Origin of the sequence: Microbacterium sp. AG790 (assembly GCF_003634765.1) — a bacterium.
In the GTDB taxonomy this organism is placed as follows: domain Bacteria; phylum Actinomycetota; class Actinomycetes; order Actinomycetales; family Microbacteriaceae; genus Microbacterium.
In genome coordinates this window covers 1-20,289 of the sequence record NZ_RBWZ01000013.1, presented here as the reverse complement: position 1 = coordinate 20,289, position 20,289 = coordinate 1, and the positions used below count along the sequence as shown (strand labels likewise).

General features: G+C 68.4%; 23 protein-coding genes, 2 tRNA genes and 1 other RNA gene. 16 read left to right on the top strand and 10 right to left on the bottom strand.

Annotated elements, in window-relative coordinates:
- Nucleotides 1–52: 52 nt before the first annotated feature.
- Nucleotides 53–901 carry a Ku protein gene (locus DEU37_RS13725; protein ID WP_121191180.1) on the top strand — a complete coding sequence of 283 codons (849 nt, stop codon included), beginning with the start codon at nucleotides 53–55 and terminating at the stop codon, nucleotides 899–901.
- Between the two features lies 1 nt (nucleotide 902).
- On the opposite strand, the gene DEU37_RS13720 is transcribed toward DEU37_RS13725, so the two are convergent.
- The 3 genes from DEU37_RS13720 to DEU37_RS13710 all read right to left on the bottom strand — a co-directional run bounded on the left by DEU37_RS13720 (nucleotide 903) and on the right by DEU37_RS13710 (nucleotide 2,688).
- The gene (locus tag DEU37_RS13720; RefSeq protein WP_121191179.1) at nucleotides 903–1,628 is read right to left on the bottom strand and encodes a DedA family protein; all 726 of its coding nucleotides are present in this window, start codon (nucleotides 1,626–1,628) and stop codon (nucleotides 903–905) included.
- Nucleotides 1,629–1,766: 138 nt separating this feature from the next.
- Nucleotides 1,767–1,848 (bottom strand) — tRNA-Leu (locus DEU37_RS13715).
- A gap of 12 nt (nucleotides 1,849–1,860) precedes the next feature.
- On the bottom strand, nucleotides 1,861–2,688 hold the full coding sequence (locus tag DEU37_RS13710; protein ID WP_121191178.1) for a formate/nitrite transporter family protein: 828 nt from the start codon (nucleotides 2,686–2,688) through the stop codon (nucleotides 1,861–1,863).
- 166 nt (nucleotides 2,689–2,854) lie between these two features.
- Here DEU37_RS13710 and DEU37_RS13705 point away from each other — a divergent pair, with 166 nt between their 5' ends.
- From DEU37_RS13705 to DEU37_RS13670, 8 genes are all read left to right on the top strand, one after another.
- Nucleotides 2,855–3,076, top strand: a complete 222-nt coding sequence (locus DEU37_RS13705) for a hypothetical protein (RefSeq protein ID WP_121191177.1) — start codon at nucleotides 2,855–2,857, stop codon at nucleotides 3,074–3,076.
- Nucleotides 3,077–3,166: 90 nt separating this feature from the next.
- Entirely contained in the window at nucleotides 3,167–4,357 is a 1,191-nt protein-coding gene (locus DEU37_RS13700; protein ID WP_005055072.1) for a CpaF family protein, read from the top strand.
- Nucleotides 4,354–5,211, top strand: coding sequence for a type II secretion system F family protein (locus DEU37_RS13695; RefSeq protein WP_121191176.1), 858 nt, complete (start codon nucleotides 4,354–4,356; stop codon nucleotides 5,209–5,211). Before DEU37_RS13700 ends, DEU37_RS13695 begins: the two co-directional genes overlap by 4 nt.
- Nucleotides 5,208–6,134 carry a type II secretion system F family protein gene (locus tag DEU37_RS13690; RefSeq protein ID WP_121191175.1) on the top strand — a complete coding sequence of 309 codons (927 nt, stop codon included), beginning with the start codon at nucleotides 5,208–5,210 and terminating at the stop codon, nucleotides 6,132–6,134. The genes DEU37_RS13695 and DEU37_RS13690 overlap by 4 nt, the downstream gene beginning before the upstream one ends.
- A 108-nt stretch (nucleotides 6,135–6,242) precedes the next feature.
- Entirely contained in the window at nucleotides 6,243–6,422 is a 180-nt protein-coding gene (locus DEU37_RS13685) for a hypothetical protein (RefSeq protein WP_005055077.1), read from the top strand.
- Nucleotides 6,423–6,436: 14 nt separating this feature from the next.
- The gene (locus DEU37_RS13680; RefSeq protein WP_061683637.1) at nucleotides 6,437–6,826 is read left to right on the top strand and encodes a TadE/TadG family type IV pilus assembly protein; all 390 of its coding nucleotides are present in this window, start codon (nucleotides 6,437–6,439) and stop codon (nucleotides 6,824–6,826) included.
- Nucleotides 6,810–7,286, top strand: a complete 477-nt coding sequence (locus DEU37_RS13675) for a TadE family protein (RefSeq protein ID WP_310790707.1) — start codon at nucleotides 6,810–6,812, stop codon at nucleotides 7,284–7,286. Before DEU37_RS13680 ends, DEU37_RS13675 begins: the two co-directional genes overlap by 17 nt.
- Entirely contained in the window at nucleotides 7,283–7,708 is a 426-nt protein-coding gene (locus DEU37_RS13670; protein ID WP_121191173.1) for a pilus assembly protein TadG-related protein, read from the top strand. The genes DEU37_RS13675 and DEU37_RS13670 overlap by 4 nt, the downstream gene beginning before the upstream one ends.
- A gap of 11 nt (nucleotides 7,709–7,719) precedes the next feature.
- Here the strand turns inward: DEU37_RS13670 and DEU37_RS13665 are convergent, their stop codons facing one another.
- Together DEU37_RS13665 and DEU37_RS13660 are read right to left on the bottom strand one after the other, a co-directional pair.
- Nucleotides 7,720–8,376: a DUF6226 family protein gene (locus tag DEU37_RS13665; RefSeq protein ID WP_121191172.1), complete on the bottom strand. Its 657-nt coding sequence runs from the start codon at nucleotides 8,374–8,376 to the stop codon at nucleotides 7,720–7,722.
- Between the two features lie 35 nt (nucleotides 8,377–8,411).
- The gene (locus tag DEU37_RS13660; RefSeq protein WP_121191171.1) at nucleotides 8,412–9,662 is read right to left on the bottom strand and encodes an MFS transporter; all 1,251 of its coding nucleotides are present in this window, start codon (nucleotides 9,660–9,662) and stop codon (nucleotides 8,412–8,414) included.
- A gap of 73 nt (nucleotides 9,663–9,735) precedes the next feature.
- On the opposite strand from DEU37_RS13660, the gene prfB reads away from it, so the two are divergent.
- Nucleotides 9,736–10,848, top strand: a complete 1,113-nt coding sequence (prfB, locus tag DEU37_RS13655) for a peptide chain release factor 2 (protein WP_121191170.1) — start codon at nucleotides 9,736–9,738, stop codon at nucleotides 10,846–10,848.
- Here the strand turns inward: prfB and DEU37_RS13650 are convergent, their stop codons facing one another.
- Entirely contained in the window at nucleotides 10,849–11,658 is an 810-nt protein-coding gene (locus DEU37_RS13650) for an alpha/beta fold hydrolase (protein WP_121191169.1), read from the bottom strand.
- Between the two features lie 91 nt (nucleotides 11,659–11,749).
- On the opposite strand from DEU37_RS13650, the gene ftsE reads away from it, so the two are divergent.
- The 3 genes from ftsE to smpB all read left to right on the top strand — a co-directional run bounded on the left by ftsE (nucleotide 11,750) and on the right by smpB (nucleotide 14,312).
- Nucleotides 11,750–12,844: a cell division ATP-binding protein FtsE gene (gene ftsE / locus DEU37_RS13645; protein ID WP_121191168.1), complete on the top strand. Its 1,095-nt coding sequence runs from the start codon at nucleotides 11,750–11,752 to the stop codon at nucleotides 12,842–12,844.
- Nucleotides 12,841–13,755 (top strand): permease-like cell division protein FtsX, encoded by a 915-nt coding sequence (ftsX, locus tag DEU37_RS13640; protein ID WP_121191167.1) that lies wholly within the window; start codon nucleotides 12,841–12,843, stop codon nucleotides 13,753–13,755. Before ftsE ends, ftsX begins: the two co-directional genes overlap by 4 nt.
- A gap of 80 nt (nucleotides 13,756–13,835) precedes the next feature.
- Nucleotides 13,836–14,312 (top strand): SsrA-binding protein SmpB, encoded by a 477-nt coding sequence (gene smpB, locus DEU37_RS13635; RefSeq protein ID WP_005055097.1) that lies wholly within the window; start codon nucleotides 13,836–13,838, stop codon nucleotides 14,310–14,312.
- 124 nt (nucleotides 14,313–14,436) lie between these two features.
- On the opposite strand, the gene DEU37_RS13630 is transcribed toward smpB, so the two are convergent.
- Nucleotides 14,437–15,096, bottom strand: coding sequence for an SIMPL domain-containing protein (locus tag DEU37_RS13630; protein ID WP_121191166.1), 660 nt, complete (start codon nucleotides 15,094–15,096; stop codon nucleotides 14,437–14,439).
- Between the two features lie 100 nt (nucleotides 15,097–15,196).
- On the opposite strand from DEU37_RS13630, the gene ssrA reads away from it, so the two are divergent.
- Nucleotides 15,197–15,566: a transfer-messenger RNA gene (ssrA, locus tag DEU37_RS13625) on the top strand.
- Nucleotides 15,567–15,635: 69 nt separating this feature from the next.
- On the opposite strand, the gene DEU37_RS13620 is transcribed toward ssrA, so the two are convergent.
- The 3 genes from DEU37_RS13620 to DEU37_RS13610 form a co-directional block, all read right to left on the bottom strand.
- Nucleotides 15,636–16,886, bottom strand: a complete 1,251-nt coding sequence (locus DEU37_RS13620; RefSeq protein WP_121191165.1) for a tyrosine-protein phosphatase — start codon at nucleotides 16,884–16,886, stop codon at nucleotides 15,636–15,638.
- A 228-nt stretch (nucleotides 16,887–17,114) separates the two neighbouring features.
- Nucleotides 17,115–17,711, bottom strand: coding sequence for a nitrate ABC transporter substrate-binding protein (locus tag DEU37_RS13615; RefSeq protein WP_121191164.1), 597 nt, complete (start codon nucleotides 17,709–17,711; stop codon nucleotides 17,115–17,117).
- Nucleotides 17,712–17,729: 18 nt separating this feature from the next.
- Entirely contained in the window at nucleotides 17,730–18,569 is an 840-nt protein-coding gene (locus DEU37_RS13610) for an inositol monophosphatase family protein (RefSeq protein ID WP_183043692.1), read from the bottom strand.
- A 115-nt stretch (nucleotides 18,570–18,684) separates the two neighbouring features.
- On the opposite strand from DEU37_RS13610, the gene DEU37_RS13605 reads away from it, so the two are divergent.
- Both DEU37_RS13605 and DEU37_RS13600 read left to right on the top strand, forming a co-directional pair.
- Nucleotides 18,685–18,757 (top strand) — tRNA-Lys (locus tag DEU37_RS13605).
- Nucleotides 18,758–18,873: 116 nt separating this feature from the next.
- Nucleotides 18,874–20,199: a hypothetical protein gene (locus tag DEU37_RS13600; protein WP_147424884.1), complete on the top strand. Its 1,326-nt coding sequence runs from the start codon at nucleotides 18,874–18,876 to the stop codon at nucleotides 20,197–20,199.
- The last annotated feature ends 90 nt before the right edge of the window (nucleotides 20,200–20,289 follow it).

The following is a 20,289-nucleotide window of genomic DNA, read 5'->3' as shown; positions in this document are numbered from 1 at the left end:
GGCTAGCGTCCAGCCCCTGGCGTCGGCGGGCGGCAGCCGCTTGGATGGCCACATGAGAGCGATCTGGAAGGGCGCATTGACGTTTGGCCTCGTGAACGTGCCGGTGAAGGTGTACTCGGCGATCGAAGACCACGACGTCCCGCTGCATCAGGTGCATGCGGCCGACGGCGGCCGCATCCGGTATCAGCGCATCTGCGAGCTGGACGGTGAGGTCGTGCCGTACGCCGACATCGACAAGGCCTACGACGACGGCGAGCGCATCGTGGTGCTCACGACAGAAGATCTCGCTGCGCTCCCGTCCGAGCGCAGCCGCGAGATCGAGGTGGTCGAGTTCGTCCCCAGCGACCAGATCGATCTGCTGACCCTTGACCGTCCGTACTACCTCGAGCCCGACTCGTCGTCGCCGAAGGCGTATGTGCTGCTGCGCCAGACCCTGGAGCGGACCGATCGGACAGCCGTCGTGCGCTTCTCGCTGCGCCAGAAGACGAGACTGGCTGCTCTGAGGGTCCGCGGCGACGTGCTGGTGCTGCAGACCCTGTTGTGGGCCGACGAGGTGCGGCAAGCCTCATTCGCCGCCCTCGATGAGCCGGTCAAGATCTCTGACAAGGAGTTGGAGCTGTCGGCATCCCTCGTGGAGAGTTTCTCCGCCGACTTCGACCCCGGCCAGTTCGTCGACGAGTATCAGCAGGAGCTCCGCACCCTCATCGACGCCAAGCTCGAGAAGGGTGACGCCCTTGACACGTCCGAGACCTTCGGTGAGAAGGGCGAGAAGGATGCCGGCGGTGAGGTCATCGATCTGATGGCGGCCCTCAAGGCCAGCGTGGAGCGCAGCCGAGCGGCGCGGGCGGAGAAAGAGAAGGTGGCCTCGCCCAAGAAGGGCAAGGCCACCAAAGCGTCCTGAGTCAGACGGCGGGCGCGTCGTCCTCGAGCGGCTCGACGGTCTCGGGGGTGAGCCCGGCCGCCTTCTCCTTCTTCACGCTGCGGCGCTCGGAGAAGTAGTGCCAGATCGTGACGAGGGCGGTGCCGCCGACGGCGGCGAGCAGGATGAGGTCGATGTAGTTCTCGACGAACGTGGCCACCGGCGGGATGAACCCGATGAGGTAACCGAACATCGTGAGGCCGAAGCCCCAGAGGACCGCGCCGATGAGGTTGTAGAGCGAGTACTTGCGCCACGGCATGTGGCCGACCCCCGCCGCGACGGGCGCGAAGGTGCGCACGATCGGCACGAAGCGGGCCAGGATGACCGTGAGGCCGCCGTAGCGCTCGAAGAACGCGTTGGTGCGCTCGACGTTCTTGCGGCTGAACAGACCCGATTCCTTGCGTTCGAACACGGCCGGTCCGCCCTTGTGACCGATGAAGTAGCCCACTTCGCCGCCGATGAACGCGGAGAGTCCGATCAGCAGCGCAACCCACCAGACGCTGATGCCGAAGATCCCGTGCGGCGTCGTCGCGGTGGCGTGCGACAGCAGGCCGGAGATGACGAGCAGGGTGTCGCCCGGAAGAAGGAACCCGATGAGCAGACCAGTCTCGGCGAAGACGATGAAGCACACCACCAGCAGAGCCCACGGGCCCGCGTTCTGGATGATGGCTGCGGGGTCGAGCCAGGGGATGAGGGCGAGAGCGTGCACAGACTTCCCGTCGGTAGATCGGCGGTGGAGGGGCCCGCTCCGAGAGGTGAGCGGTCGCGGTCAGTCTACCGGGGCGGTTCCCGAGTGATTGCGGTGAATCGGCTGATCAATCCAGGCGACGCGCGCTGACTCGTTCTGTGCGGAAGGTGGGACTTGAACCCACACGCCCGAAGGCACAGGAACCTAAATCCTGCGTGTCTGCCGATTTCACCACTCCCGCGCGGGAGTCAGTCTATCCGGCGGCGTCGGCCGTTTCTGGGGCGGGGGTGTCGGTGAGGGCCGCAACGCGGGGGCGACCGCCGACGATCCAGTAGCCGAGCCCGACGACGATGCCGCCGCCGACGAGGTTGCCGAGCCCCACCCAGAGCATGTTGTTCGCGAACAAGGCCCAGGTGAAGTGGGGGTCGCCGCTGAACAGGCCGATGCCGTAGGTGGTCATGTTCGCGACGACATGCTCGAAACCCGAGCTGATGAAGGCGAGGATCGCGGCGAAGATCAGCAGGATCTTGGCGACGTCGGAACGCACGCGCGCGCACATCCAGATCGCGAGGCACACGAGCACGTTGCAGAGGATGCCGCGGACGAACAGCTGCAGCGGACCCTCCTCCGCCTTGGCAGCGAGCATGTCGGCGATCATCTTGCCGGCGGGTGCGTTGGAATGCAGGACACCGGACGCGACGATCAGTCCGGCGAAGACGAGGGCGCCGACGAGGTTGGCGACGAAGGTGGCCGCCATGGTGCCGATCGCGCGCCACCACCCGACCGCGCCCATCAGGGCGCCCTGGGGGAGGATCATCATCGCGCTGGTCAGGAGGTCGGCGCCGGCGAAGACGACGAGGGTCAGGGCGACGCCGAACACGAGGCCGGCGACAAGTTTTGCGAGGCCGTCGCCCGCAGCGATGAGTGGTCCGGCGGTGGCGACCATCAGCACGACGCCGATGCCGATGTAGGCGCCGGCGAGCATGCCGGACACGGCGAAGCGGCCGGGGGAGCGCAGTCCCTCGGCCTTGTGGACCGCGGCGTCGGCCTGTACCTGCAGAGTCTCGGGAATCGTGAGCACGACGGCAGTCTACGAAGAGTGGTCGGACCACATCGGGCGGTTGGGCTGTGGAAAATCGAGCACTGAGATGTGTACGGGTAGGTTCGGAGTGGAGCGTGCAGTGGCTCTCGCGTCGACGGCAGCGCGCCTGTGTCGTGTGTCGACCAGTGCAGAGAGGTGAGTATCGATGATGATGCAGGACGAGCATGAGGGCCGGCCTGGCTGGTTCGCCACCATCGCGCGGCCCGGCCCGCACCTCTTCGCCACAGCCCTCACGTTCGGATTGATCGTGATGGGCGTGGGGCTGAGCATCGCGGTTCCGGATGCCGCTCCCGCGGTCACCGTCGGCATCGCTATGCCTGCGTTGGCGTGGTGGTCCTGGATGATGCGCGCTTCCCGGTCGAGCTAGGGCCACACCGCGAAGAGAGCTGTCGCCGGACAGGCGTCGGGCTGTGGATATCTCTCACCGGCGGTGCGCCGACGATGCCACGATGCCGAGGTGAGCCCCTCCACGTACACGCCCGACGCGCCGCTCGTGTCGGCGGGGGCGTCGGCGAGTGTTGTGCAGGCGATCGCGGAACGTGTGCGCGACCGGCTTCGTGAGGAACAGGCCGATCCGCTCCGCCACCCCGATCGCGCCCACCAGGCGGCCGTAGCGGAGGTTCGCCGTCACAACGACTATGCCCTCGCCCGTGGGCTCGAGTTCGTCGACGACGAGGGCGCCGCCGTCCGCGACGTGCTTGCGCGGGTGACGGGCTACGGACCGTTGCAACCGCTGTTGGACGACCCGGAAGTCGAGGAGATCTGGATCAACGGTCCCGGTGCGGTCTTCGCGGCGCGCGCGGGGCGCAGCGAGCGCGTCCCGATGCGCCTCAGCGACGAGGCGGTGCGCGATCTCGTCGAGAAGATGCTGCACGCCACCGGACGACGGGTAGATCTCAGCCAGCCGTTCGTCGACGCGTCACTTCCGGACGGAAGCCGACTTCACGTCGTCATCCCCGACATCACGCGCTCGCACCTCGCCGTCAACATCCGCAAGTTCCTTCCCGCGCGGCGGAGCCTGGACGACCTCGTCGGCGCAGGATCGCTGCCCGCGCACGTCGCTGACATGCTGCGCGACGCCATGGTGGAGGGGCGAAACGTCCTGGTGTCCGGAGCCACACATGCGGGCAAGACGACGATGCTGGCGGCGCTTATCGGCGGGTGTCGCCCCGAGCAGCGGATCATCACGGTCGAGGAGACCTTCGAACTGGCGGTCACGGCTCCCGACATCGTCGCCTTGCAGGGGCGCCAGCCGAGTCTGGAGGGGACGGGCGCGGTGAGCCTGCGTCGCCTCGTGAAGGAGGCACTGCGCATGCGCCCCGATCGCCTGATCGTCGGGGAAGTCCGTGACGCGGAGGCGCTCGATCTCCTCCTCGCTTTGCATACCGGCGTGCCGGGCGCGGCGACGATCCACGCGAACAGCGCCGACGATGCCCTGTCGCGCCTGGCCACCCTGCCGTTGCTCGCGGGCCGCAACATCGACGCCGCGTTCGTCCAACCCGCCATCGCGACCGGTGTCCACCTTGTCGTGCACTGCCGGCGCGGCACCGGCGGTGAGCGATTCGTCGAGGAGGTCATCGAGACGACCGGTCGCATTCACGACGATGTCATAGACACCCGCGTCGTCTTTCGGCGGGGCCGCTCATGACGGTCGTCTGGGCCGCGGTGCTCGCTGCCGGCATCCTCCTCGTCTTGTCGCCCTGGCTGTGGCCGGCCAACGAGCGCCGCGAGGCACCGCAGCGGGACGGTCGTGTATCGCGCATGCTGGATGAGGCGGGCTTCGCCCACGCCTCCACGATGCGCCCCGTGCTCATCGCGGCTGTCCTGTCTGCGTTGTTCTGCGCCATCAGTTGGTTGGCGACCGGACTCGGCGCCGTCGCGCTGGTCGCGGCGGCGGCTGGAGCGGCAGCGCCCTTCACTTGGCTACGCGGGCGTGCGCGGCGGCTTCGGCGGTCACGCCGCGCGCTGTGGTCGGACGTGTGCGACCTGCTGATCTCGTCCGCCCGGGCCGGCATGTCGCTGCCGGATGCCGTGGCCGCTCTCGCCACGAGCGGACCCCCTCCGCTGCGACCTGCGTTCGACCGGTTCCGCGTCGACATGGCCGCATCGGGACACTTCGACTCCAGCGCACTCCGTCTCAAGGCCGCTCTCGCCGATCCGGTGGCCGACCGGATCATCGAGACGCTCCGCATGGCACGCCAGGTCGGAGGGACCGAGCTGACCGCCGTGCTCCGTGCGCTCTCGGCATCCGTGCGGGCCGACGCCACCCTCCGCGCCGAAGTCGAGGCGCGACAGTCATGGGTGCGTGGAGCAGCGGTCGTCGGTGTGGTCGCACCCTGGATCGTTCTGGGTCTGCTGGCGCTTCGCCCCGAAGGTGCCAGCGCGTATGCGAGTCCCGCCGGCGTCGTGGTCGTGATCATCGGTGCCGTCGTCTCGGTAGGCGCCTACCGCCTCACCATTCGCATCGGTCGCCTGCCGGAGCCGCGGCGGTGGTTCGCATGAGCATCGTCAGCCTCGCCGCATCCGCCGTCGTCCTCGGTGTCGCGCTGGGAGCGGGGCTTGTGTTGGCCGTCGGCCGGCTTCCGCGGTGGGCGGCGCCCTCGCTGTCGCGTCGCGTCGCGCCCTACCTGCGCGACGTCGCCGATCCGCGCGGCATCACTCCGCTCGCGGCGCCGGCGGTCGCATCGTCGTGGCGGCTCGTGCGAGACCGGGTCGCCGCATCCTGGGTCGGACTCGGCGGTGGAGGGAGCGTCGCGCGTCGCCTGCGCCAGGCCGGGTGGCGTCCGGACGTCGTGGCCTTCCGCGCCCTGCAGCTCGGGTGGGCCGTAGGGGGCCTCGGCGCGGGCGGCCTTCTCGTCGTCGCCTTGACTCTCCTCGGCCGCGCAGCGCCGACCCTCGCTCTTCTGCCACCACTGTTCGCCGCGGCCGGAGTTGTCGGCTGCGACTACCGACTGACGAGAGCGGCGCGCCAGCGGATCGCGCGCGTCGAGGAGGAGCTTCCGACCGTGCTGGAGTTCCTCTCGCTGTGCCTGGCTGCCGGTGAAGGGTTGCGCGATGCGCTACGTCGCGTGGGCGAGGTCGGCTCCGGCGTGCTGACCGGTGAGCTCCGCGCGGCGGTCCTGGCGAGCGGCACCGGATCGAGCCTGCCGGACGCGCTGCTCTCGGTGTCGAAGAGCCTCGACGTGCCGGCACTCGCGCGAGCAATCGAGCACCTCGTGGCGGCGATGGACCGTGGAGCGCCTCTCGCGCATGTTCTGCAGGAGCAGGCCGTCGATGCGCGAGAGGACGCCAAGCGGGGGCTGCTGGAGCTGGCCGGACGCAAGGAGATCTTGATGCTTCTGCCGCTCGTGTTCTTGATTCTGCCCCTGTCGGTTCTCTTCGCGATCTTCCCCGGCATCGTCATGCTGCGCCTCGGTGTCGGCTGACCGGCTGACCCGTGCCGGTCGTCGTCGCGTAGCGCGATACCTCGCGTCTCGTTCCCACTGCTGTGGATAACTCCCGCGTGCGAAATCTCATCCGATCAGACTCGACGCATGGACAGTTCACACCGATCCGCACTGCGCGAGTTCGTCGACGATGAGACGGGTGACGTTCCGGGCTGGGTACTCGTGACGCTCATGACGGCGGGCCTGGTCGTCGCGATCTGGACTCTCGCCGGCCCCGCGTTGGCTGCGCTGTTCGAGCAGGCGCTGAGCCGCGTCTCGGGACTCTGACTCCGGGAATCGGCGTGGAGAGCCTCCGCCACGATCAGCGCGGCTCGAGCACCGTCGAGTTCGTGCTCGTCGGAACGCTTCTCACTCTCTTGACCCTCGGCGTGCTGCAGCTGGCGCTCGCCGTGTACATCCGTAACGTCGTCCACGATGCGGCGGTGGAGGGCGCCTACTTCGGCGCTCTCGCCGACACGGATGCCGAAGCCGGCGCCGCACGCACTGCACAGCTGATCGCGACGGCCGTGGGTGACGGCATCGGCGCTCGGGTGAGCGCAGCCGACACCGACACGGCGCGCGGACCGGAGGTGGAGGTCCGCGTGGTGGCGACGCTCCCACTGGTGGGACTGCTCGGAGTGCCCTCCGGGATGGAGGTGAGCGCCCGTGCCCCGCGTGAGAGTTTCGACTGACCCACCGCGAGCGATCCGGGGCGCGACGCTCAGAGACGACAGCGGCTCGGCATCCCTGGAGTTCATCACCGTCGGGCTCATCCTGCTCGTGCCCCTCGTCTACCTCATCGTCGCGCTCGGCAGCATCCAATCCCAGGCGCTGGGAGCCGAAACGGCTGCACGGCAGCTCGCCCGCACGATCGCCTCGTCATCCGACCGAGCGACAGCCGACGCCCGCACTCAGCGGGTCGTCGATGCCATCGTCGCCGAATACGGCATCGACCGCTCGACTCTCGACGTTCAGGTGCAGTGCGCCACGCCCGGGCCGTGCCCCGCGGCCGGCGCGATGCTCTCGGTCACGGTGACGGCAGAGGTGCCGTTGCCGCTGGTCCCGCCGGTGCTGGGTCTCGACCAGGCGACGCGCGTGCCGGTCACCGCGACCGGGGTGCAGAAGGTCTCCCGCTATTGGGTCGAGCCGTGAGGGCCCTCGCGTCGCGCCTTCGAGACGATGAAGACGGCAGCGTGCTGATCCTGGCGCTCGGTTACTTCGTCATCGCGGTCGTGCTGGTGCTCGTGTGCGTCGACGCGACGAGTCTCTACCTCACGCAGAAGCGCCTGGATGCCGCAGCGGACGCGGCTGCGCTCGCCGGGGCGGACGGCTTCACCCTCACCGTCGACGCGACCGGTCCCACCGCACGGTTGACGGACGCCGGCGTCTACGCTCAGGCCGAGGAGCTGCTCGCGGCCACCCAGACGGCCGAGCTGGTTGCGGCATCCACACCCGATGGTGTCTCGGCACGCGTCACCGTCGCGACGACCTGGCACCCTCCCGTGCTGACGCTGTTCGTCCCGGACGGCTGGCCGCTACAGGCCACCGCGACCAGCCGTACGGCGCTGGATTAGCGCCTTCCTCGTCATGCCTCTGCCGCGTGGCGCAGCGGCCAGGGTCTCCACCCCGACGGCAGGTCCGGCAGCGTGACGGCCGCGGCCTCGAGGCGCTCCGGAGCCACGGTGCTGATGCTCGACGAACCACCGGATGAGCCGTTGGCGAATCGCACCTGGTACCACGCCGCCGGCTCTCCGTCACGCCGCTCGACGCTCTCGCTGTAGTTGCCGCTGACGACGGCGAAGACGTGCTCCTCCAGCTCGTCGGCCTCGCGCTGCCACGTGGTGTCGCAGGCGTCGCATCCGCACAGCGGATAGGGGAAGTCGTGCAGCAGGCCGGCGTGCACTATCACCCCCGGGAAGGCCGTGAACACGAATGTCAGCGCAGCGCACTTCGGATCGCGGGGGCGCACCCGTACCGCGCGCGGCACATCCCAGCTCGGTGCTACGAGAAGGTCGGCGACGACGTGCGCACCTTCGTCGACTTCGACGTCGTACGTGAGCCGCAGATGGTCGATGAGCGCCGCGGCTACCGCGTGCAGCGGCGCGTAGCGTTCCGGATGCACGGTGACCGAATACGCCTCGGTCGGCGGCGAGTCGGACCACCGGTGCCCGTAGTCGATGACCTGTCCGTCGGCATCGACGAACACCTGCGGTGCGATCGACGGGCGGGTGTACGGGCTCATCCCGTCATCCTGCCGCAGCGCTCCGCGGCGCGCACTCACCGCGTGCGCGGCACGAACCGCGCCACCCATCGGATGAAGCCCGCTGCCCCCGCGAGCCCGATCACGCCGATCACCCCGGTGGCGACCGACAGCGACACTACGGCCGCGATGGCCGAGACGAGCAGGGGAGCGATGGCACCCCCGGCATCCGTCAGCGTCCGCCATGACCCGAGGAAGGCCGCCGGGTCGTCCTGCGGCGCGACGTCGGCGCCGAGCGTGAGCAGGATGCCGCTGGAGAGCCCATTGCCGACGCCGAGAACCGCGGCGAACAGCGCGAACCACATCGCCGCCTGCGAGAGATCGTGCGTGAACGCGAGTGCGAGGAAGCCCGAGCCCATCAGCACCATCGCGGGAAGCGCGGCCCAGAGGCGGCCGAAGCGGTCCATCACCTGGCCGCTCGCATAGAAGAGGGCGAAGTCGATCGCGCCCGAGATGCCGACCACGAGCGCGATCGTCTGCGCGTCGAGCCCGATCGACACGCCCCACAGCGGCAGCACCACCTGGCGCGCCGAACGGACCGCCGACAGGCATGCTGCCGCCAGCCCGAGTCGCGACAGCACGCCGCGGAAGCGCCACATCGTCCGGAACACCCCGACCCGCTCGGGCACGGGAATCGACCCCGTGACCGGCTCGCCGGTGTCTTCGGCGAGCCGCGGGTCGCCGGACGAACGCGTGACGCGGGGGACCGGCACGGCATCCTCCGGGTCGGGGCCGAACACGAGCAGGGCGATCGTGGCGAGCAGGCATACGCCGAAGAACCAGACCGTCGAGTGCTCGTCCGAGAAGATCGCGATCAGCGCGGCGGCGACGAACGGCCCGACGAACATGCCGAGGCGGAATGTGCCGCCCAGCAGCGACAGCGCCCGGGCCCGGTAGGCGACCGGCACGCGCGTCGTCATGAAGGAGTGCCGGGCCAGGCCGAACGCAGCCGCGCAGAATCCGATGAGGAACACGGACGCGGCCAGCACCGGCAGGCTCGGGGCGAACAGCATGCCGGCCACGCCGCCGAGCGCGAGCACGCCGCCGATGATCATCGTCATCCGTTCGCCGATGCGGCTCACGGCCCACCCCGCCGGAATGTTGCCGCACAGCTGGCCGACGACGAGGGCGGATGCCACGAGCGCCGCGGTCGGCACGTCGGCACCCAGTTGCGCCGCGATCACCGGAAAGAGCGGGACCACGGCGCCCTCGCCGAGGGCGAAGAGCACCGTCGGACCGTAGATCATGGGCGCGAGACGCCAGAGCATCGGGCCCATTCCGGGTGCAGACGCAGGGTCGGGCACGCGGGAGGTCACCCGATCCACGTTAGTCTGGAGTGTCATGCTTGATTTCGATCCTTCCGCCGACATCCAGGCCCTGCGTTCCACCTTCTCCGACATCCAGGCGGTGGTCGACGTCGAGGGGCTGCGTGCGGAGATCGCGCGCCTGTCCGAGGAGGCCGGCGCCCCCGACCTGTGGGACGACGTCGAGAAGGCACAGAAGGTCACGAGCGCTCTCAGCCACCGTCAGGCCGACCTCAAGCGCGTGACCGACGTCGAGCAGCGCCTCGACGACCTCGAGGTTCTCGTCGAGATGGCGCACGAGATGGACGACGAAGACACCGCCGCAGAAGCGCGCCGCGAGATCGCCGCGCTGCAGGAGGTCATCGGTCAGCTCGAAGTGCAGACCCTTCTGGACGGCGAGTACGACGACCGTCCCGCGGTCGTCACGATCCGCTCCGGCGCGGGCGGCGACGACGCCACCGACTTCGCCGAGATGCTCCTTCGCATGTACCTGCGCTGGGCCGAACGGCACAAGTACACCGTCAAGGTCATGGACACCTCGTACGCCGAGGGCGCGGGAATCAAGTCCGCCACGTTCGAGGTCGACGCGCCGTACGCCTATGGCACCCTGTCGGTCGAGGCCGGCACCCATCGTCTCGCACGGATCAGCCCCTTCGGTGGTGCCGACAAGCGTCAGACGTCGTTCGCCGCCGTCGAGGTCATTCCCGCGCTGGAAGAGGCCGTCGAGGTCGAGGTGCCCGAGGGTGACATCCGCGTCGACGTCTTCCGCTCGTCGGGCCCGGGCGGCCAGTCGGTCAACACGACCGACTCCGCCGTGCGGATCACCCACTTGCCGACGGGCCTGGTGGTCTCCATGCAGAACGAGAAGAGCCAGATCCAGAACCGCGCCGCCGCCATGCGCGTGCTGCAGACCCGCCTCCTGCTGCTCAAGCGCGAGGAGGAGGCCGCGAAGAAGAAGGAGCTCGCCGGTACCATCACGGCCAGCTGGGGCGACCAGATGCGCTCCTACTTCCTCTACGGCCAGCAGCTCGTGAAGGACCTCCGCACCGGCTACGAGGTCGGCAACCCCGCGGTCGTCTTCGATGGTGACCTCGACGGTCTCATCGCCGCCGGCATCCGCTGGCGCAAGCGCAAGGACGACGACGACTGATCAGTCGCGGCGGAGCCATGTCGTGACCGCCTCGCGGAACGCGGCGGGCTGCTCCACCCAGGGGTAGTGGCCGCACGCGGCGAGCCAGACGAGTTCGGCCCCGATCGTCGCGGCATAGTCGGCCACGGGCTGCACCCCGGTGAGCAGGTCGGCGTCGCCGGCGATGACCGTCATCGGTGGAAGAGACGCCGAGCGGATGCGCTCGGCCGCATCGCCCGGAATGTCGTCGAACCACGCGGATGCCGCGGCGAGAGACACCCGCCCGACGCGGGCATGGTCGCGCTCACGCTCCGTCCATTTCGCGTAGCCGGCCGGCGCCTGACGCTGGAACTGCTCGGCGAAGCCGGCGTCGGTGGTCGCGGTGTCCTCGCCCAGCGCGGCGAGCGCGGAAACGGCCTCGGGCTCGGTGCGGGCGGCGCCGATGGTCGCGGCGTCGGATGGCGATCCGGAGAGCCAGGTCGCCGGCGGAGTGATCAGCGCCAGGGACGCGACGCGGCCCGGGTAGCGCGTCGCGGTCGCCAGCGCGAGCCGCGTGCCGGCCGAATGAGCGAGCACGGAGGCCGAAGGAAGGTGAAGCGCGTCGAGCAGAGCGACGACGTCGTCGGCATCCGTCCACCATCCGCGTGACAGGCCGCCGGTTCGGCTCGTGCCGCGTGGGTGCAGCACGATGACGTGCGCGCTCTCGCCGATGCCGGCGAGATCCTCCAGGTACTCCGGGTCACGGCACGGGCCGCCGGGCAGGACGACGAGCGGGGGAGCGTCGGGGGCGCCGAACGTGGACACGGCGAAAGGAAGATTCAGATCGAGCATGCGCACACGGCCACGCTATCGGGTGGGCAGTCGACACGCGGCGAGTGTCGCACCCGGCATCCGGAGAGCGGCGACGTAGGCTCGTCGAGTCATGATCCGGTTCGAGCACGTCACCAAGAAATACCGAGGGACCAGCAAGCCGGCGCTGAGCGACGTCGACTTCGAGGTGCAGCGCGGGGAGTTCGTCTTCCTCGTGGGCGCGTCCGGCTCGGGAAAGTCCTCCTGTCTGCGCCTGATCCTGCGGGAGGACAGCCCGAGCGAGGGCCGCGTCGTCGTGCTCGGTCGCGACCTCAAGACCCTCTCGACGCGCAAGGTTCCGTACTTCCGTCGGCACATCGGTTCGGTCTTCCAGGACTTCCGTCTTCTGCCGAACAAGACCGTGTTCCAGAACGTCGCCTTCACGCTGCAGGTCATCGGCGCGTCCCGCGCGTTCATCCAGCAGGCCGTCCCCGAAGCGCTCGCCCTGGTCGGCCTGGACGGCAAGCAGAAGCGGCTGCCGCATGAACTGTCCGGCGGTGAGCAGCAGCGCGTCGCCATCGCGCGGGCGATCGTCAACCGTCCGCAGATCCTCCTCGCCGACGAGCCCACCGGAAACCTCGACCCGGCGACCTCGATCGACATCATGCAACTGCTCGCCCGCATCAACGCCGGCGGCACGACGGTGGTCATGGCGACGCACGAGGCCGGCTTCGTTGACCAGATGAAGCGCCGCGTCATCGAACTGCGCGGCGGTGTGATGGTGCGCGACGACCGCCACGGCGGGTACGGCGACACCTCTTCGCTGCCGTCGCTGCAACCGCAGATGGAACGCGGCGCGGCGGCGACAGCCGCATTGACCGCGGTGCTCGAACTGCAGCGAGAGATCGCGGAAGCGCCCGTCGAGCCCGTCCCGGCGCCTCCGACGGCGCCGGATGCCGCGGCGACCCCGCCCCTCACGCGTCCGGCAGCACCCGCCCCCGTGTCCGCGACGCCCGCCGACGCAGCCCCCCGCCCGGCCATGCAGCGCCCCACGCCTCTTCCGGCGAGCGGGGAGCCTGTGCCGCTCACGCGCCCCATCACCATCGCCGCCCCCGAGGTCGACCTCGGCGAGCTCGGCGTCGGTGACATCGACCTCGGCAAGCTCGGGGTTGCCGACCGCCGCGGCCGAGAAGCAGACGAGAACGACGAAGTGGGACCGACCTCATGAGACTGCAGTTGATTCTCGGCGAGGCGCTCACGGGGCTGCGTCGCAATGCGTCGATGGTGATCTCGGTCGTCCTCGTCACCTTCGTGTCGTTGACGTTCGTCGGGGCCGCGATGCTCATGCAGATGGAGATCGGCAAGATGCGGGACTACTGGTCCGGCCGGGCCCAGGTCTCCGTGCTGATGTGCCGCGAGGATTCGACGGCGACCACGTGTGCCGACGGCGCGGCGACCCAGGAGCAGATCGATCAGGTGTCGCAGCGGCTGTCGAGCTCCGCGCTGAGCGGGGTAGTGCGCGACGTGCGGTTCGAGTCCTCAGACGAGGCCTATCAGAACCTGCTGAAGCTCTACGGCGACGAGTACAAGGACTATGTGACCCCTGCGCAGCTGGGCAACACATACTTCGTCGGCCTCATCGACCCCGAGAAGGCGGACGTCATCACCGAGGCGTTCAACGGGATGGCCGGGGTGGAAGAGGTGAAGAACCAGCTGCAGTATCTCGAGCCGCTGTTCTCCGCCCTGACGATCGCGACGTACATCGCCGTGGGCATCGCCGTGCTGATGCTCATCGCCGCCGTTCTGCTCATCGCGACCACCATCCGGCTGTCGGCCTACGCGCGAAGACGCGAGGTCGGCATCATGCGACTCGTCGGTGCCTCCAACCGGTTCATCCAGACGCCGTTCATCCTGGAGGGCGTTTTCGCCGCGTTCATCGGCTCGCTCATGGCGGGTGCGGCGATCGTCGTGGGCGTGCACTTCGGCGTGGGGCAATACCTCAAGGGACGGGTGAGCTTCATCACCGAATGGATCGACATGAGGGATGCCGCCGTCGTCATCCCCATCATCGTCGTCATCGGCCTCGTATTGGCGGCGCTGTCGGCAGGCTTCGCGATCCGCCGGTGGCTGCGGGCGTGAGATAGACTGACGGGCTGCCGTGTCCGCGGCATCCCGTCGTCCATCGGCGGAACAACGCCATCCAGCACAGAGGATCAGCCATGCCCAGGGAACGCGGGGAGAAGGTCGTCGCGACCAACCGTCGCGCGCACCACGACTACACCATCGAGAAGACGTACGAAGCGGGCCTCGTGCTCACGGGTACCGAGGTGAAGTCGCTGCGTCAGGGGCGGGCGAACCTGTCGGACGGGTACGCCTACATCGACGGCGGACAGGCCTACCTCGACGCCGTGCACATCCCGGAGTACTCGCAGGGCCACTGGACCAATCACGCCTCCAAGCGCACCCGTAAGCTGCTGCTGCACAAGGAGGAGATCGTCAAGCTGTCGCACGCCGTCAGCGCCGGCGGGTACACGTTGGTTCCTCTCAAGCTCTACTTCTCCGACGGTCGGGCCAAGGTCGAGATCGCGATCGCAAAGGGCAAGCGCGAGTACGAGAAGCGGCAGACGATCCGCGAGCGTGAAGACAAGCGCGAGGCCGAGCGCGCGATGCGCGGTCGCAACCTCCGCGGCGAGTAGTCCCCACGAACTCCGCAGAATGTTGCGAACTCCGCAGCCGGAGACGCGGCTGGATGCGGAGTAGGTGTGATTCTGCGGAGTCGGTGCGACGCCGTGCGGCGCGCGCCGCACGAAATGCCGCGACCTAGCGTGCGATGAAGCGGGCCTCGACGCCCGCCGATACGACGATGTCGTCGGGGCGGAACTCGACGGCGGCGGCGCGATCGAACTCCGCCGCGGCCTTCGCCATCATCCGCGGCGCGGGGGTGGGGGAGGATGCCGCGCCCAGCAGCCCCAGATCAGCGATCTCGACCGGTACGACCTCGCTTCGCCCGATCGCCGCGGCATAGGCGGAGGCGCGCTCCACGGCGGCGGCGACGGCATCCGTCGCGACCTCCCGCTCGACGCGAGCGCGGGTCTCGGGCGTGAGCTGCCAGTCGACCGCGCCCACCTGCAGCCCGTCGACCGCTGCGATGTCGTTGAGCCAGTCGGAGAGGGAGCCCGGGTCGGCGAAGGTCGCGGTGATCTCCACGGACGCGTGGTGCACGAGGTCGAGCTGCCGGCCCTCGCTGCTCCAGGGCCGGTCGGCCCATACCGACATGCGCTGACTCGACCAGTCGGCGATCGTGCCCGCCGATGCGAGCGTGGCCAGGTGGATGCGAACCGGCTCGGTGAGGCCGGACACCCGCGCGACGACGTCCGCGCGCTCGGGCCCGTCGGCGGATGCCGTGACGTGCGCGACCGCACGCTCGGGCAGCACACGGGTGTGGCTCTCTCCTCGGACGGTGATCGTGAGCTCGCTCATGGGGTAAACTGTAATGCTCGGGTGCCGACGGCATCCGAGGGACAACTCCACAGCGTGACAGTGGCTCACTCGCCGCACGGCACGTCGCCGTGACGCACAAGGGGCTGATCGGTTTCGACAGCGTCTGTGAATCTGCGAGAAGCGGGCCGAGGATGCAGGGTTATCTCGTAAACGATCTCTGCAAAACTACAAGTGCCGAATCCAAGCGCACTGACTTCGCCCTCGCTGCCTAAGCGAGCCCGATAGTCCGTCAGACCGTGTGTGACCCCGCCACGGACCCTGGCGTCATCTAGGGGTCTTGCTGTGTGACGGCGCCTGGACGTCACACGGGACTCTTCCCAGGCTGGGCTCGTCGACTTAGGTGTCTGTGACAAAGGTCGGAGCCGAGCAGAACGTCTTCACAGACTGCGCCCGGAGAAGACGCAGTATCTCAGCGTTGGACGGGGGTTCGATTCCCCCCAGCTCCACGACGTCACTGTCACAGGCGAAGGCCCCGGCATCCGATCGATGGATGCCGGGGCCTTCGTCGTCTGCGGGTGTCAGCCCGCCGTGCGCTTCGTACGACGGCGCATGAGCAGGATGCCGCCGGCGATGAGCAACGCCCCGCCGATGCCGCCGACGAGCACCACGGCCGTGTCGTCGCCGCCGGTCTCCGGCAGCGTGGCCCTCGTCGTTGCGGCCGCCGCGGCCGCGACGGGCGTCGAGGTGCCGCCCGCCGGCGCGGGCAGGGCCGCGTTCACGACGTAGCGGTCGACGGTGGTGCCGTCCTGAGCGGTGACCGTGATGGTCGCCGTGCGACCTGACACCGTGGTGGATGCCGTGGCATTCGGGTTCGTCGTCGTCACCGTCACGTCCCCGGCCGCGAGCGCGGTCTGCGGGTCGGTGATGGTGGCGCCGGCCGTGGTGGCCGCGGCATCCAGGGGGACGGAGATGCCGTCGACGGTGATCGACGAGGCGGACGCGTCGTTCGAGACGAGCAGGTTCGTGCGCAGCGCGGCGAAGTCCTGGTCGGTGAGGCCGATGGTCTTGCGCAGGTACGAGTCGATGCCGCCGTACTTCGAGGTGACGTCGGACTCGAATGTGCCCTGCAGCAGCTGGGGCGTCGCCCACCCGACCTTCAGCTGCGTGTTCGACAGCAGGTAGTCGTGCAGGACGTCGGACTCGCTCACGCCGAGGATGTTGTACAGGAGGTCCATCACGGTGCCGGTGCGGTCCATGCCGTGCGAGCAGTGGATGAGGACGGTGCCGGTGGTGTCCTGGGCGATGAGTCGGAGGATCTGCGCGTAGGCCGTGATCATGGGGCCGCGATCGTTCGGGCCGTTGTAGCCCTTGTCGACGAGGTCGTGGTACATCACGGTGTCGTCGGGGTAGTTGCCGTCGGCGCCGAACATGGAGATGTTCACCGACTTCGCGCCGGGGACCGGCACGTCGGGCTTCGCCGCGATCTGCGTGGCCGTGCGCAGGTCGATGACGAGGTTCACGTGGTATTTGGTTGCCAGGGTGGCGGCGCCGTCACTGCTGATCTTGTCGAGGGACTCGGTGCGCAAAAGGCGCGGAGAGTTGACCAGCTGGCCGTTGAGTCCGGTGAACGATCCGAGCTCACGCCCGTTGACGAGGCCGGGGACGTCGGTGATGGCGTGGTCCTTCGCGGTCAGCGGGGGCTGGTTGGAGGAGTCGTCGGCGCTGGCGCTGGTGGCGCTGAGGCCGACGGAGCAGACGACGGCGGCGGCGACGAGGGTGGTCGCGCCGAGTCGGCCAAGGATTCCGCGTCGGGTGCGGTGCGTGATCACTGTTTTCCTTACAGTCGGGGGATGGTTCGTCCGGCCTCGCGCACGCCGTTCGGGCACGGCGAGGGGGCGGACGAAGAACCAGACTGCGGGGTGCGTGCGGCGCGCACCGCAACGGTGGATGAACCTGTGCTGACGGGGGCTGATGGGTATCGCCAGCGCGGGTTATGGGGTCGCTGGGAAGCTGTGGAACGACCGCGAGTCGTGTGGTGTGGTCCGGCGGGGATGCCGTCAGTCGGCGGTGGCCGGCATGAGAAGCAGGTTCTGCTTCGTGTCGGAGACCGCGACCCAGCCGTCGCCGAAGAGATACGTCATGCCATAGCCCTTGTCGTCGACCGTGATGACGCGGGACGGATCCTGCGTGATGTAGAAGCCGGACTCGCCCGCTTCGCGGCGCCAGCCCTCCTTCTCGAGCTGCGCGGAGACCTCTTCGGCATCGGCCGAGCTGATGGGGGCCCAACCGAACTCGATCAGGTTGCCGGAGGCGACCGAGTAGTTCGCCCAGGTGCAGATCAGGCCGCCGCCGATCGGTGCGCTGGGCGGCTGGGTCTCGAAGGTGAACGGAGTCTGCTTGGCGGTCCAGCCCTTGGTCTTGAACTCAGCGAGGGTGTCGGAGACGATCATGCTGTCGCAGGTGACGGCGCCTCCCGCCGTGGCCGATGCGTCCGGCGTCGGCCCGGGCAGCGCCTCGGTCGGAGTGGGCGACACGGCGTTACCGGTCGTGGTCGGATCGGCCGAAGGTGCGGCCGACGTGCAGCCGCTCAGCACAAGCGCGGACGCCAGGGCTACGGCGGAGAGGACGAGGGGCGCGAGACGAGCACGTGTCATCGGCGGGGGTCCGATCGGTCAGGAGGTGGCGGACGAAGCGCCGAGGAGGGACAGGAAGTCGTCGTGCAGGCGCCCGTTGGTCGCGAGTGAGGAGCGTGAGGACAGCGAGTCGGCTCCGTCGATGTCGGTGAACCGGCCGCCGGCCTCATGGATGATCGGCACGAGGGCTGCGATGTCGTACTCCTTGACCCCGAACTCCGCCACGAACTCGAGACGGCCCTCGGCGAGCAGCATGTACGGCCAGGTGTCGCCATAGCCGCGGTCTCGCCAGACCGCACGACTGAGGCGGAGCAGATCTGCGGCGCGGCCGACCTCGTCCCACTGCGCGATGGACTGGAAGCTCACGCTCGCGTCGGCGACGGCGTCGACACCCGAGACGCCCAGGCGGCGCGTGCCGCCGTCGGGAGTATTGGTCCAGGCGCCCTGGCCGGATGCCGCCCACCAACGTCGCCCGAGGGCGGGTTGGCTGGCCACCCCGACACGGGGGACGCCGTCGACCGCGAGTGCGATGAGCGTCGTCCACATGGGGATGCCCTTGAGGTAGTTGGCCGTGCCGTCGATCGGGTCGATGATCCACTGCCGGGCCGCGTCGCCCGAGGTGCCGTACTCCTCGCCCAGGATGCCGTCGCCGGCCCGCTCGGTCGACAGCAGCTCGCGGAGCACACGCTCGGTGGCGAGATCGGCTTCCGTGACGTGGGAGGCGTCGGCCTTCACCTGGACGTCGAGATCGGCGGCATCGAAGCGCGCCATCGTCACGGCATCCGCCGCATCGGCAAGGCGCAACGCGAGCCGGAGATCGTCTGTCAGGTCGCCGTCGAAGGGCGTGCTCCAGGCGGACGCGGTGGCGGGGGAGGTCACACCCTCAAGGATAGGGGTCACTCGGGGCCTCGATTCGCGGTGAGACGTTCGGGATGGTAGCGTTGTCCCTCGGTTCGCCAGTGATCTTCTCGAAAGATCCGGCGGCCGACGGAACGCACCTCTAGCTCAATCGGCAGAGCAACTGACTCTTAATCAGTGGGTTCTGGGTTCGAGTCCCAGGGGGTGCACCCTCAGAAAAGTCCCGGTCAGAAGGCATATTCCGACCGGGACTTTTCGCATCTCAGATCGGCTCTGCCAATCCGGGGCCAATCTGGAGTCTGCTACGGTCAACGGCGGAGGCCCAGTGCTCAACGAACGTGAACTCGCGACGGCGATTGTCCTTGCGATGTTCGTTGTCGCGGGGCTAGCCAACCCGAAAACGCGCGCCGGTCTTCTTAGCGGTTTTGCCGCCGTTGGGAAGGCGCTCTGGAACCGCCATGTCATCGGGGTTCTGCTCGCCTACTTCGCATGGGTGAGTCTGTGCGTGCTTGGTGCGTCGGCCATCGGCCTGTGGCAACTCTCGCTGTTGAAGGACACGATCCTCAGCGCGCTCGTCGTTGGTCTGCCACTGCTGTTTCGCGCGCTGAACAACAAGTCGGGAGGACTACTGCTCCGAAACGTGGCCAAGGAAGCGCTTGGCCTCTCCGCATTCGTCGCCTTCTACGTCAATCTGAGTCCGCTTCCCTTGTGGGCCGAGATCCTGCTTCAGATGGTGCTGATACTGCTTGTGCTGATGCAAGTTGCCGTTCAGCGCATCGACCCGAGCACCGGTCAGAAGGCAGTATCCGGATGCGTCAACTTCGCCCTCGTAGCTCTGGGAATCGGTCTCATCACATGGAGCACCATCCGCTTGGTGACCGAGTGGACGACACTCGATCAGAAGGAACTCTTCCTCCAACTCTTCATGGCGGTCTGGCTCCCACTCGCGCTGTTCCCTTTCCTCTACGGGTTCGCCTACGTGGCGGCCGTCGAGGGAATCCTCTCTCGCATTTCCCGGCTGAACGACGACGTGGATTGGCGAGAGAAGGCGGGCATTCTCGTCGGGCTGTCCTTTTCGCTCCGAACTGCGAAGGCCTTCAGCGGTCCGCACTTGCGCCTCACCGGAGACCGAACCTTCCTGGGAGCGGTCGACCATGCGCGTAACGTGAAAGATGATCTGGATCGTCGTGAGGCGAAGGCGCTCGATCAAGTACAGACTCTGGATGCCTTAGCTGGTGCGGTCGGTGCCGACTCTACGGGTGCTCAGCTAGATCGGCGCGAGTTCAACGGTACGAAGAAGGCCCTTCGCTGGCTCCATACCTGTCAATCTGGGTGGTATGAGCGGCAGGGAAACCGCTTCTGGGGCGCGGAGCGGACAGACGATATGCTCCGTCCCCTCTCCAGGTACGAGCTACCGGACGATCACGGGGTCGTCGTCGAGACGACGCCCGACAGGACCCGTTGGCGAGGATGGCGCATACTTCCGAGTGGGTGGGTGCTGGGCATCGGCGCAACAGACCGCACGAGTGAGTTCCTTTACGCGGGTCCCGCGCGACCCTCTTCCTGGCCGGGGGATGACGATGTCTGGATTGATGCCGCACGCCAGGAGTGGCCAGCGGATTGGGACCGCAACGATGAGATTGCGCGCTAGCTGTGCTGCCCAGGGACGTTGGTTGAGGTGTGACGCGATAGACGGGTGAGGACCTCCCGGTCGAGAGTGGAGCTGTCTAGTTCCCGCACT

Bases quoted from the DNA above. Each gene is read 5' to 3' on its own strand.
- DEU37_RS13725 (WP_121191180.1), top strand. From the start codon at position 53: ATGAGAGCGATCTGGAAGGGCGCATTGACGTTTGGCCTCGTGAACGTG.
- DEU37_RS13705 (WP_121191177.1), top strand. From the start codon at position 2,855: ATGATGATGCAGGACGAGCATGAGGGCCGGCCTGGCTGGTTCGCCACC.
- DEU37_RS13695 (WP_121191176.1), top strand. From the start codon at position 4,354: ATGACGGTCGTCTGGGCCGCGGTGCTCGCTGCCGGCATCCTCCTCGTC.
- DEU37_RS13690 (WP_121191175.1), top strand. From the start codon at position 5,208: ATGAGCATCGTCAGCCTCGCCGCATCCGCCGTCGTCCTCGGTGTCGCG.
- DEU37_RS13685 (WP_005055077.1), top strand. From the start codon at position 6,243: ATGGACAGTTCACACCGATCCGCACTGCGCGAGTTCGTCGACGATGAG.
- DEU37_RS13665 (WP_121191172.1), bottom strand. From the start codon at position 8,376: ATGAGCCCGTACACCCGCCCGTCGATCGCACCGCAGGTGTTCGTCGAT.
- DEU37_RS13660 (WP_121191171.1), bottom strand. From the start codon at position 9,662: ATGCTCTGGCGTCTCGCGCCCATGATCTACGGTCCGACGGTGCTCTTC.
- prfB (WP_121191170.1), top strand. From the start codon at position 9,736: ATGCTTGATTTCGATCCTTCCGCCGACATCCAGGCCCTGCGTTCCACC.
- DEU37_RS13650 (WP_121191169.1), bottom strand. From the start codon at position 11,658: ATGCTCGATCTGAATCTTCCTTTCGCCGTGTCCACGTTCGGCGCCCCC.
- ftsE (WP_121191168.1), top strand. From the start codon at position 11,750: ATGATCCGGTTCGAGCACGTCACCAAGAAATACCGAGGGACCAGCAAG.
- ftsX (WP_121191167.1), top strand. From the start codon at position 12,841: ATGAGACTGCAGTTGATTCTCGGCGAGGCGCTCACGGGGCTGCGTCGC.
- smpB (WP_005055097.1), top strand. From the start codon at position 13,836: ATGCCCAGGGAACGCGGGGAGAAGGTCGTCGCGACCAACCGTCGCGCG.
- DEU37_RS13630 (WP_121191166.1), bottom strand. From the start codon at position 15,096: ATGAGCGAGCTCACGATCACCGTCCGAGGAGAGAGCCACACCCGTGTG.
- DEU37_RS13615 (WP_121191164.1), bottom strand. From the start codon at position 17,711: ATGACACGTGCTCGTCTCGCGCCCCTCGTCCTCTCCGCCGTAGCCCTG.